Here is an 11,854-nt window from a genome sequence, read left to right on the forward strand (position 1 = left end):
TTCTCGTTACAATGGCAATCGTTAGGCGTAAATACGTGCGATTGCCGGTTCCCGCCCTTTGAAATGACTGAGATTGACGCAAACCGAAGGTCCGACCTCTCCGTATCCCAAGAGCTCATAGAAGGCTTTCGCCAAGCCATGCGCCGTCTGGTGGCAACGGTCACCATCGTGGCCGCAGGCGATCAGGATGGACGAGCGGGCATGGTGGCCACAGCCGTCATGAGCGTCGCAGCCAACCCTCCATCACTCGCTGTTGGAGTGAACCGTGAGGCTGGTGTGTGGAAGGCAATCCAGCGCAGTGGACGCTTCAGCGTCAACCTGCTCTCCAACACCCACACCAGTTTGGTGCTGCCCTTCAGCGGCCAGCTACAGGGAGAAGAACGTTTCACCCTGGGCGAATGGGAGACGCACCACACCTGCGTGCCATACCTGGCGGATGCGGTGGTCACTCTCTTCTGCCGATCAGAAGCATCTGTGGACTACGGCACCCACACCGTCTTCATCGGCGCTGTGGAGGACATCCGTTTCTCCCCAAACGCAAATGAGCCGCTGCTGTGGCGCAACGGCTCATTCGCAAATGCGGTTTCGTTAGAAGACCTGATTGGTTAGCGGGCCGCAGGCTCCGCCAGCAGTCTCTCCACCAGTGCAAACGTCTCCTTGCGAAGATCCACGTAAGCCTGTCCTGTCGCGGGCCCGCTGAAACCTGCGTGAATCTGTTTCACCAGACCATCGCGGCCAATGAAGAACGACGTGGGCCACGCGTTCAGATTCTTACCCTGCGGCAGCTTGTCGTTCAGATCATCGGGCGTGCCCATCAGCAGCACTGTGTAGGGAATCTTGTACTTCGTCACAAACGCGCGCAGCCGTTCGGGGTTCTTCAGTTGGTCGCCCTCTTCAAACGAAAGGTCGACAACCTCCAGCCCGCGCTGATGGTACTTGTTGTACAGCTCCACCAGCATAGGTGCTTCGTCGTGGCAGTTTGGGCACCAGCTTCCGCCAATGGCCACAATCACCACCTTGCCCTTGAACTCCGGATCAGTGCTGGTGATGATCTGTCCGGTAAGGTTCGGTCCTTGGAATCGCAGAGGCTCCGCAGGATTCACCAACGTCGTTTGCTCCGTCGCTTCCGTCGGAGGCGCCAGCTTCTCCTTGCGTGCTTCCTCGGGCCGACGAGCCACGCTGCTCTCCTTCGGATCACGCTGATTGATCACCTGTAGCGTGCCATCCGCATTCGGACGAATGGTGTAAGCGGTGGCGCCGAAATCACCAAATCGGCTCACGTGGTACTCACCTGCAGCCTCATCAAACCGACCGAACAGCGCGCCACTGTCACCGTCGATCCGCTGAATCACCACGCGGATTTCACCATCGCCACGGAAGGGCGCAACGGCCATCGTCCACGCGTCTTCGCCCTTGTCGCTCTTGGCGGGCAAGGCAATCTCCCACGTGCCGTTAATGGCAGTGCCCTTGGCCGATCCCGTAGCCTTCGACGCCGCAGCAAACACCGTCGCAGGCTTGCCATCCGCATCGCGGTGCAGCGTTACGGTATACGGCTTCTTGATGCGAGCACCGCCAAACGTTCCGGTGAACGTGTCGCCATGAATGTCGCCTTCCAGCGTGCGAGCAAAGGAGTGGAACTGCAGCTTCAGGTGCGATCCGGTAAGGGTGCCGCGGCTGGACGGCGAGCGCAGATCGCCATTCAAAAACGTGCCCGTAATCGAGCCATTCTTTGCAGGTGCGGACAGGTCCAGTTCCACCGGGACATTCGTCGTAATGTCGTCACCGTTGTTGGTTACCACGGCGATCCCAGCCCAGTGCTTCGCCGGACGTTGTGCCACGGCAAAGGGGGCGGCCAGTGTGGCTCCCAGTAGCAGGACGGAAAGATAACGGGCGTTCATCGTACTTGGATCTCCAGAGGCAGTAGATGCGCACTGGCGGCGTTCCGGCTCGCAGATTGGTACGACTCAGACGCCGCACGAACCCGGAGGAGGGGAAATTCGCAGCGGCGCTTGGTTCAGGAAGGGAAAAACAGGGAAGACCCGGCGCTCAGCTACGAACAGCAGCGGCGGCAACAACAGGTTTGGACAGCGTATGTCACCTCCTTAGGGTAGTCGTTGTGCGGAAACATAGTCAACTGATGCATTTTTTGTCAGCTATCTTGTGAGTCAGAGCACTATCAGCACGATCTTGACTCCGATCGAGATCAAGGGACTGCCGAACCTGGAGCGGTCATTGTGAAACCACGTGCGTAGTATAGGATGACCGAAAAATATGAAAAATCTCTGTGTGGTGGTCCCGGTATTCAACGATTGGTCTTCGCTCAATGTTCTGCTAAGACGTATGGACCAGTTGTCGAAAAGTCTTTCTCCAGAGATATTTGTAACCGTTGTGGACGACGGATCGACCGAGAGCGCCAACGCGGCGCTGCAGGACTTGACCTTGCTGACCAATCTCCACGGCGTGGAGATTGTCCATCTTGCGGCAAATGTCGGGCATCAGCGCGCGATCGCGATCGGCCTCTGCGTAGCGGTCGCGGACCACGATATGGACGCCATACTCGTCATGGATGGTGATGGAGAAGATCCCCCTGAAGAGATTGCAACGTTGCTGCGTCAGGCTGGCTCTCGGCAGGATTTCTGTATCGTAGCCCAACGCCGCAAACGGCATGAAGACCTGACCTTTCGACTGTCCTATATCGCCTACAAAACGGTTTTTCGCGTGGTCACGGGCAAAAAAATCAACTTTGGAAATTTCTCCCTGAGTTCGCGCGGCTACGCGCGACGGCTGGTGATGATCTCCGATCTCTGGAACAATCTCGCCGCCGCCTTGCTGCGCTCAAGGTTGCCGATTGAAATGGTGCCAATCGATCGAGGCACGCGCTATGCCGGGACATCCAAGATGAACTATGTTTCGCTGATTCTGCATGGACTGAGCGGGATGTCGGTCTATGCGGAAACGATTCTGGTTCGCCTGATGTTGCTCACATTTGGCCTTGTGACCTTGTCAGTGGTCTTGATTGCTACGGTACTTTCTCTGCGCGTATTCGCCCCTCTGTATGCGACGCCGGGCTGGGCAACAACGGTCACATTCGGCATCGTCATCATTTTCCTGCAGGTTCTATTCACCACGCTGTCATCGATCCTGATTTTGCTCAACAGTCGGGTACAGCGGCAGACGCTGCCTTATGTCGATTACAAGCCATACGTCGCGTCTCGGGAACTGATCGTCGGACGGTATCCGACAACGATTCCGGCCTCTTGATTTAACTGGGTACTGAGGTTCTTCTCGAATCGTGTGCAGAGCCACTTCAACTGCTTTGCCACGCATCTGCCAGCTTAGAGATAACGCACGGGTCTCAGGGGCGTGGTTGGGTGCTATCTCGGTGTTTCTGTCCAGATAACGTAGATGGTGGAAGAACGTGGACGAAGCCAGTTTTTGTAGGTGACTGGTGCGAAAGGAGCTTTTCCGCCGCACACTGTCGGATCGAGCGCGAGTGCATACCTTGGCGAAACCGCTGGGTACAGAAATCCCATGACTGGTGGGCAACCGGCAGGATGTGAAGGTTTCGGCTGGGGGGACGATCCGCCCAGGTTTCGGATGCGCGGATCTGTAACAAAGCCGGTGTGGTCGATTTGAGTCCATCCGTTGAACTCCCATCCCCCATCGATGGCAGTTCGAGGGACTCCGGCTGACTGGATCTCAGCGATTGCCATCAGGCTGGCGCGGCGTGTCGCAAACAGATCGTGCAGCGATGCGATACTCCATCCCGCGAAGAGAGCAATCAGTAACAGGCTGGCGTATGTTACGTCTGGACGCACTTGCTCTTGATAAAACCTCAGGAGCACAAGCACAGCAAAAAACAGTAATGGAAGTTGGTAACGATCCAGAATCTCACCGAAACAGGCGCGTGGCAGCAGAAGCGTCATATAGGCGAGAAAGAAGGGTGCAACCAATACACCAAGTTGTTGCCAGGACATCTGCCTGAAGGAAACAGGCGTGGGCATTGCCCTTGGGACCGGCGTTATCTGGAGCGCTATCAAACTGAGCGTCGTAATGACGATGGCGGCTGCAAGCAGGAGGCAGATCGTGGGCGGTAGGACGACGAGACGATCACCGTGGAATATCGATCCCGCAGTCGAGACAATTCCAAAGCGGGTGACAGTCGTCTCGGTGTAAGGCGGAAGCCATGACAACAGCGTGTTGTTGTGCATCAGTGTCAGTGCAAGCAGTGTGGACAGGATGCCACCACCTGCTGCGAACCAGATCGCACGTTGGTTTTTGTATGGAAATACCGGAACAAAAATCACCGATATCGGAAGCAGGAAGAGTGCTGCATCCAGGATGGCGCGCAGAATGTTTTCCGCTGCGCGGCCAAGCAGCCATCTATTGATGTGTCCTGCGAGAATCGGTTCGGGCACTGCGTATGGTTGCTGTCCAAACCAGTGCATACAGGCGAAGATTACTGCGATGCATGAGAAGTAAAGCACCAGTCCAAAACGAATCATGCCAGGGCGATGGCGCAGCAACCATACGGCGGAAGGAACCATCACCAGAACGCCAAGCCAGGCGATCTGCCGCGAACTGCCGAAGATCGTACTGGACATCGCAGCGCATGCGATCCACGCTAGAGCGGAACGATTGGTACAAGCCTGTACGGCACGAAGACAGGCATAGAAGCAGACCACGATGGAGAAAAAACCTGCGATGTCCGTCATGAACGAAAACGTCAAGGCAAGATAGAGGGGAGAAAGGACTACCGCCAGAGTACCCATAGTGGCATTCCGTTGGCGGAGGCCGCAACGTACAAAGCAGCGTTGCACCAGATACGCGGTGACGGTTGCGATAATCCAGGTCGTGGAACGTGCTGCGGTGAACGAGAAACCAAACAGCTTGATGAATAAATCCGCGAAGTACAGCTGCCATCCAAGCATCGCGGTCGCCCACCCGTTGTAGACAAGATGGCCAGTCTGGGAGAGAACCTGAGCGGTCTTAATATAAGACCAGTCATCATCGAGACCCATCTCAGCGACCGGCCAGATAATCAACGCGAGTAAAGGCAAAGCCAGAGCACATGCGAATGCCAGCAGCCGGCGATTTGTCTCTATCACCTTGTCACCAGTTGGCGCTGGTTGCACTATTGGTTCTGATTGCATTAGGCAGGATTAGCCATCAATGTTTGTTTCTATCTTTGCATACCCTACTGATTCTGCGGCAACATCGGCGCCACGGACAGCAGATTGCCCAGCGTTCCGCGTTCCTGATCGCTGAACTGCTGGCGATACTGGGGCGAATTCAACATCTGGTTCTGCTGTTCTGGCGGCATCGAACGCAGTTCGCGGAAGCTGCGCGCCACGGCACGACGACGATCATCTGGCAAGGAACTCAGTTGCCCCATGGCGCCTCGTACCTGCGTGCGCTGCTGCGGTGACAGGCGCTCCATGGCCTCGCCGCGCTGAATGACTTTCTCCCGCTGCTGGGGTGGCATGCTGTTCAGTCGATTCAAACGTTCCACCATGCGCTGCTGTATCTGCTGGGGAAGCTGGTTGAATCCCGGCTCTTTCTGCAAAGCTCTTTGCTGCTGCTGGGGACTCATGTTCTGGTGCTGCTGCATCCATTGGTCCAGGTGCTCGCCGCGTGGCCGCTGCGGCCCAATCACCGCACCCTGGCCAGACTGTCCCGCAAAACCATTGCCGCCGGGACGACCGACCACCTGCTGCTGTCCACCCTGCTGCGGAATGCCGCCCGGACGACCACCATAGCCGCCATTCGAGCCGCCACTATAGTTCGGCGTACGGGGAGCACCGCCACCGTAGTTCGGAACATGAGGAGCCCCACCACCAAAGCTCGGTGCATGCGGAGCGCTACCGCCAGAAGGCCCCTGACCGTGCTTTCCCTGCGCCATGCAGGTCATCCCCAACGCCACAAACAAGGCCGCGACGGCAGTCTGCCGCAGCTTGGAAGTGGCATTGGGGTTAAGCGGTGTCATGTCTTACATCATCCGTTATTGCAGTTATATACAGCAAATAGTGAAAGTGTTGGTTTATCCCTGTGGGGAATCATCATCCAGCAACTGGCTCATGCCCTGGATCGCCTGATCGTTGTTATCCAGAATCTGCAGGTCCTGCACGGTCGCTGAAACGGAAGCAGGATGTTGCGGTGCGGAGAGATGTGTCATCTCCAGGTATCCGCCACCCACACCCACCAGCAGCAGGGCAAGCGAACCCACCATAACCGGCTTCATGAAGCTGCTGTTGCCAAAGAGCCAGCGATCGCGCAGACGCGCGAAGAGGCTCTCCGGCGGTCGCTGCGTCTCCTCTCGGAAGCGTGCCATCATCTTGCCGTCAAACCACGGCGACGGCTCCGGAGCCTTCCAGTCGTCCAGCAGGGCCATCATCTCCTTCATGGCCTGCTCATCGCTCACCGAATTTTTCTTGGCAGAAAACATCGCAATATCCCTCAAACCTTACTTACGTTACACAAACTCTTTAAGTCGCTCGCGCAACGTCTGGTAGGCGCGAAACAGCAGAGACTTCGTCGCAGACTCGCTCAACTTCAGCACGGCGCCAATCTGCTTGTAATCCATCTCCTGATACTTGTGCATCAGCACGGCCATGCGCTGGCGTTCCGGCAGGGCCATCACGTGGGCCTTGATCGCCTTCATCCGTTCGTCGCGCAGCAGGTCGGCTTCCACGTTGGGCGTTACGTCCGCCACGTCATGCATGCTGCCGGTTTCCGGATCCGGCTCATCCAGGTGGATGGTCGGAGCGGTCCGCTCGTTCTTCGTGTCGCGGGCGTAGTTTACCGCCAGGTTCGTGGCAATGCGATACAGCCACGTCGTGAACCGGGCTTCAGCGCGATAGGTCTCGCGGGCACGATACACCCGCAGAAACACCTCCTGCGCCATCTCCTCCGCCACCGCCTGGTTATGCACCATGCGGAACATGAAGTGAACAATCGGGCGGCGATACTTGTTCATCAGGTACTCAAAGCAGTCCAGCTCGCCTGCCTTCAACCGCAGCATGATGTCCGCATCGCCTGTCTCGGACGCCTTGCCATTCGTGGCTACGGCATTCAGATCAGCCGCCAGACCCTTACCGCGGACGTCCTGATCGACCTCCGCACCGCCCAGCATTCCCGGATTCAGTGCCAGCGTGCCCATATCTTCTCCGACACCATCGGGGTCAGATTGTTGCGCTTCCGGGGAATTTTCTATCTCTTCCGCAACCTCTTCCGCGTCAGTTGAGCCCAGTTCGTCCTCCGACTCACGGACTTCGTGGTCGTGGAGTGGCTCGTCTTCTTCGGGATGGTGGCTTTGTCGGCGATTCATGCGTTGCCGCGTTCTGAAAAACGACGCGTTGATCTCCTGTGTTTGTACCTGTTTGCGGCCGCCCTGGAAAAGTGCAAAGCCGAATACGTATGAATTCCAGATGTAAGATGCGTCGAAAGCGCCAAACTACTCTCTGCAAAATCCTGAATGTAATGTTTGAGATACAGGCAACCCAGTCACATTTCTGGCCGGGCATACAATCAGACTTCAAGGGATCGAGATCACATGAAGGCTGTCATTCTTGCGGGTGGATTAGGCACCCGCCTTGCAGAGGAAACGTCCGTGCGGCCCAAGCCCATGGTGGAGATCGGCGGCCGCCCTATCCTCTGGCACATCATGAAGATGTATTCGCAGCACGGCATCCACGACTTCATCATCTGCTGCGGGTACAAGGGCTACGTCATCAAGGAGTACTTTGCCAACTACTACCTGCACACCTCGGACGTCACCTTCGATATGTCGCAGAACAAGATGACCGTCCACGCCTCCATCGCGGAGCCCTGGACAGTCACGCTGGTAGACACGGGCGACGGCACCGGCACCGGTGGCCGCCTGAAACGCATCCGCAAATACCTCAATCCCGAGGAGCCGTTCTTCATGACCTACGGCGATGGCGTGTCCAACGTGGATCTCACCGCAGAACTCGCCTTTCACCGGCAGCATGGCAAGCTGGCAACGCTGACCAGTGTGCAGCCCGTGGCGCGGTTCGGCGCGCTTCAGCTCAACGGAACACAGGTCACCGGGTTTCATGAAAAGCCTTCCGGCGAAGGCGGATGGATCAACGGCGGCTTCTTCGTGCTGGAACCATCCGCGCTGGACACCATCACCGACGACGCGCAGATGTTCGAGCGCGAGCCGATTGAAACGCTCGTCTCACGTGGCGACCTGCACACATACAAGCATCATGGTTTCTGGTACGCCGTCGACACGCTGCGCGAAAAGCAGCATCTGGAAGAGCTCTGGCAATCAGGCAAGGCTCCCTGGAAGACCTGGTAAGAAACGCGAAAGGGAATCCGTGACAGCAAGTAGCAAATGGACAGGACGCCGCGTTTTCTTGACCGGCCACACCGGCTTCAAGGGCGGATGGCTTGCTCTCTGGCTCACTCGGCTCGGCGCTACTGTGCGCGGCTACGCGCTTGATCCCTACACGAACCCCAGCTTGCTGGAAGCAGCGCGCATCCCTTCGTGCGTGGAAGACGTGCGTGGTGATATTCGCAATGGCGAACAGCTCGAAAAGGCCATCACGGAGTTTCAGCCGGAGGTGGTCTTTCATCTTGCGGCGCAGCCTCTGGTGCGCGCTTCCTATGTCGATCCCATCGGCACCTACGAAACCAATGTGATCGGGACAGCTCGTTTGTTAGACGCAGTGCGGCGCACGCCTTCCGTCCGCGCTGTTGTTTCGGTAACCACGGACAAGTGCTACGAAAACAAGGAATGGCTCTGGAGCTATCGGGAAAACGATCCACTCGGTGGCTACGATCCATACTCCAGCTCAAAGGCATGTGCAGAGCTTGTGTCTGCGGCCTATCGCCAGTCCTACTTCCCAATCGAGAAGTGGAATGAGCATCACGTCGCCATAGCAACGGCACGAGCAGGCAATGTGATTGGCGGCGGTGACTGGTCAGACGATCGTCTCATTCCTGATCTGGTGCGCGGCTTCCTCAAAGGCGAACCGGTTCTCATCCGCCGTCCCCATGCCGTCCGTCCCTGGCAACACGTGATGGAACCACTGGCGGGATACATCCGCCTTGCCGAACATCTTCTGCAACCAGACGCCACGCGCTACGCAACGGCTTATAACTTCGGCCCCAGCGACGATGACGCGCGCCCCGTGTCATGGATCGCCGATCATCTGGCAAAAAACTGGTCCAACGGTACCAGGTGGGTATTGGACAAAGACGCCGGTGTGCATGAAGCGGGGTATCTCAAACTCGATTCCAGCCGTGCGCGTGCCGAACTCGGTTGGCGTCCACATCTTCATCTTGCCGATGCGCTGGATTGGACGCTCGACTGGTTCCGCGCTCACGCAGCCGGTGAGGACATGCAGCGCTACACACTGCAGCAAATCGAAGCGTATGAAGCGTTGCAATAACGACATCAGCGCTGTTCGCACAGCCTTCTGCGTCGTAGCATGGAAGCCATGCATTTCGACGGTCTGATGATTGTGCAGGGCGGCGGCCCAACCGCTGTATTCAACGCCAGCCTTGCAGGCATTGTGCACGAAGCGCAGCAGCTTCGTTTCAGCAACATCTACGGTGCTCGCTTCGGCATGAAGGGCCTGTCCTCTGGCGATGTGATCAACCTCACGTCGCTCACACCAGACGCATTGGAAGGCATCCGCCTCAGCCCCGGCGCAGCACTCGGCACCTCGCGGTTCAAACCCGCTGAGGAAGACCTCGACCATTGCATCAAGGCGCTTCAATCGCATGGCATTGGTCACATGATTTTTCTTGGCGGTAACGGCACCATGAGCGGAGCACACCGCTTTCTTGAGTTCTGTGCCTCACGCGGTTTTTCACTCCAGGTGATGGGCGCGCCGAAGACCATCGACAACGACATCCGTGCAACCGATCGTTGCCCCGGCTTTGGCAGCGCCGCTCGTTATGTCGCGCAGTCCATGGTTGACCTTTCCATGGACTTGCAAGCCCTGCCGCAACCCGTCTCCATCATGGAAACGCTCGGGCGCGATGTCGGCTGGCTGGCCGCCGCTTCCGTGCTGGCAAAGCAGCATCCTGACGATGCACCACACATCGTCTGCATCCCGGAAATTCCCTTTGTGATGGACGACTTTCTACAACGCATCGACGCCACGGTGAAGCGCATCGGTTGGGCCTCCGCCGTCGTATCGGAGGGAACCTGTTATGCCGATGGCACGCCCGTCTTTGAGCAGTTGCCACCCTCTGGTGGCAAGATACCCTTGCGTCCACTGATCGGCGGCGTCGCGCAGCATCTCTCCGGTTTGCTGGCAGAGCGTCTCGGTCTTCGTTGCCGTAGCGAAAAGCCCGGTCTCATCGCTCGGTCTGCATCGCCGTATGTTTCCGCGCAAGACCGTGCGGATGCAGAACTGACAGGGCGTGAATGCGTTCGCGCACTGGCCGCAGGATCCAGCGGGTGCATGGTTTCTCTGCGCCCTGTGGGAAGCGATCCAGCTTTTGAACTATTGCCGCTTACAGAAGTAGCAGGCCAGCACCGTGCCATACCGCAGGAGTGGCTACGCTACGATGGCCTCGCCGTCAACGATGCATTCCTCGAATACGCGCGCCCCATCGTCGGGCCGCTGCAGCGACATCCTGCATCGCTCAGCGGCCACCCTGTGCAGTAGTTGCTGTACAGAAGTGCAAAGGGCGGAAGCGGGTAAGAAGATGACAAGTAAAGAAGGTGGGAGCAGGGGTCTTTAGGCCCCTGAAATAAAACGCCACCAAGGGGCTTTAGCCCCGGTTCGTTTCTTAACGAAGCTTAGGCAACAGCTTCAACGCGTTCTCGCGATACACCTTGCGCAGAACGTCATCTGGCAACGACAGGCCATAGATGTTCCATCGCCCCTGTCGCGAAGCATGCGAAGGATAGGGGAAGTACTCGTCCGCTGTTTCCAACATGCGGTAATACAGCCGATACATCTCTGTCTCCGGCAGCAGATCGCTGCCAAACAGGATGCGGTCGGCATACTTCAAGAAGAACTCGCGAGCGCGGAACGGTTGCCGTCCTAACTCAGAAGCACGCGCGCTGATGTCCACCATCAGGTTTGGTAACGCATCCATCTGTTCGCACAGGTAGCCCAGGTCCTCGCTGCTTTCCGCGCAGTGTGCGCCCACAAACGTAATGCCGGGATGCCGTGCAATCACGCGATTGCGCTGCTCCAGCAACGCTCGTTTTGACACCGGAGAATTGCTGAATCCCCAATCCGGGTGAGCCGCCAGTTCTTCATAACGCTCGTTAAAACGATCAATCGGATCAAAGAACGCCGTCGGATCAGCCGTATGAAACATCACCGGTAATTGCAGCTTTTCGCATTCCTCAAAGATCGGAATCCATCGCTCATCATCAATGCGCAACAGATTACCGTCCTTGCCACGAATGGTGAGCCCCATGTCTTTCCAGAACTTGATGCCAACAATGCCATGATCCACAAGCCGATGCAGTCGATCCATCGTGACACTCACAAAGTCATCACGCTCCACACCAGACCAGTCCATCCATCCAATGCTTGAGAAGCGGGGCGATGCCGAATGGTAACGATCAAGGATGGCAATGGCCTCATCGCCCACCTTCATCGTGATATTGATCACATGCTCCACGCCGCAGCTATCCATGATGCGCAGTACATCTTCAGGCTGCATAGAGTCCAGGTGATTGTGATAATCAATCACAGGAAAGCGCGGCATCAAAGGCGTATTGTCCGGTGTCACAAGCGTAGACTTCGGCTGAAACTCGCCCAGTGGAAGCGAAACCTCCGCAGTAGCACTCACCAATGCAACAAACTTGTCCTGCTCCGTCATGGATGCGCTCGTCCTCCAGCCTGCTGTCGCG

At 57.3% G+C, this 11,854-nt stretch carries 11 protein-coding genes; 5 read left to right on the plus strand and 6 right to left on the minus strand.

Features of this window, described 5'->3' with window-relative positions:
• Positions 1-138: 138 nt before the first annotated feature.
• A complete protein-coding gene (locus JAO32_RS00970; RefSeq protein WP_334236674.1) occupies positions 139-609 on the plus strand; it encodes a flavin reductase family protein in 471 nt (156 codons plus the stop codon).
• On the opposite strand, the gene JAO32_RS00975 is transcribed toward JAO32_RS00970, so the two are convergent.
• Complete coding sequence (locus JAO32_RS00975) at positions 606-1,898, minus strand: TlpA disulfide reductase family protein (RefSeq protein WP_334236675.1); 1,293 nt, start codon at positions 1,896-1,898, stop codon at positions 606-608. The two genes, JAO32_RS00970 and JAO32_RS00975, sit on opposite strands and share 4 nt — an antisense overlap.
• Before the next feature lie 373 nt (positions 1,899-2,271).
• On the opposite strand from JAO32_RS00975, the gene JAO32_RS00980 reads away from it, so the two are divergent.
• The gene (locus tag JAO32_RS00980) at positions 2,272-3,261 is read left to right on the plus strand and encodes a glycosyltransferase (RefSeq protein ID WP_334236676.1); all 990 of its coding nucleotides are present in this window, start codon (positions 2,272-2,274) and stop codon (positions 3,259-3,261) included.
• Between the two features lie 113 nt (positions 3,262-3,374).
• Here JAO32_RS00980 and JAO32_RS00985 read toward each other — a convergent pair whose 3' ends face one another.
• The 4 genes from JAO32_RS00985 to JAO32_RS01000 form a co-directional block, all read right to left on the minus strand.
• Positions 3,375-5,021, minus strand: coding sequence for a hypothetical protein (locus JAO32_RS00985; RefSeq protein ID WP_334236677.1), 1,647 nt, complete (start codon positions 5,019-5,021; stop codon positions 3,375-3,377).
• A 176-nt stretch (positions 5,022-5,197) separates the two neighbouring features.
• Positions 5,198-5,986, minus strand: coding sequence for a DUF3106 domain-containing protein (locus JAO32_RS00990; protein WP_334236678.1), 789 nt, complete (start codon positions 5,984-5,986; stop codon positions 5,198-5,200).
• A gap of 54 nt (positions 5,987-6,040) precedes the next feature.
• Positions 6,041-6,445 (minus strand): hypothetical protein, encoded by a 405-nt coding sequence (locus JAO32_RS00995; RefSeq protein ID WP_334236679.1) that lies wholly within the window; start codon positions 6,443-6,445, stop codon positions 6,041-6,043.
• A 27-nt stretch (positions 6,446-6,472) separates the two neighbouring features.
• Positions 6,473-7,327 carry an RNA polymerase sigma factor gene (locus tag JAO32_RS01000; protein WP_334236680.1) on the minus strand — a complete coding sequence of 285 codons (855 nt, stop codon included), beginning with the start codon at positions 7,325-7,327 and terminating at the stop codon, positions 6,473-6,475.
• Between the two features lie 225 nt (positions 7,328-7,552).
• On the opposite strand from JAO32_RS01000, the gene rfbF reads away from it, so the two are divergent.
• The 3 genes from rfbF to JAO32_RS01015 are packed head-to-tail and all read left to right on the plus strand — an operon-like array spanning position 7,553 to position 10,649.
• Positions 7,553-8,323 carry a glucose-1-phosphate cytidylyltransferase gene (gene rfbF, locus JAO32_RS01005; protein WP_334236681.1) on the plus strand — a complete coding sequence of 257 codons (771 nt, stop codon included), beginning with the start codon at positions 7,553-7,555 and terminating at the stop codon, positions 8,321-8,323.
• Between the two features lie 19 nt (positions 8,324-8,342).
• Entirely contained in the window at positions 8,343-9,419 is a 1,077-nt protein-coding gene (gene rfbG / locus JAO32_RS01010) for a CDP-glucose 4,6-dehydratase (RefSeq protein ID WP_334236682.1), read from the plus strand.
• 48 nt (positions 9,420-9,467) lie between these two features.
• Positions 9,468-10,649, plus strand: coding sequence for a diphosphate--fructose-6-phosphate 1-phosphotransferase (locus JAO32_RS01015; RefSeq protein WP_334236683.1), 1,182 nt, complete (start codon positions 9,468-9,470; stop codon positions 10,647-10,649).
• 124 nt (positions 10,650-10,773) lie between these two features.
• Here JAO32_RS01015 and JAO32_RS01020 read toward each other — a convergent pair whose 3' ends face one another.
• The gene (locus JAO32_RS01020; RefSeq protein WP_334236684.1) at positions 10,774-11,823 is read right to left on the minus strand and encodes an amidohydrolase family protein; all 1,050 of its coding nucleotides are present in this window, start codon (positions 11,821-11,823) and stop codon (positions 10,774-10,776) included.
• Positions 11,824-11,854: the final 31 nt, after the last annotated feature.

This window comes from Terriglobus sp. ADX1, from assembly GCF_036877645.1.
Classification (GTDB): Bacteria; Acidobacteriota; Terriglobia; order Terriglobales; family Acidobacteriaceae; genus Terriglobus.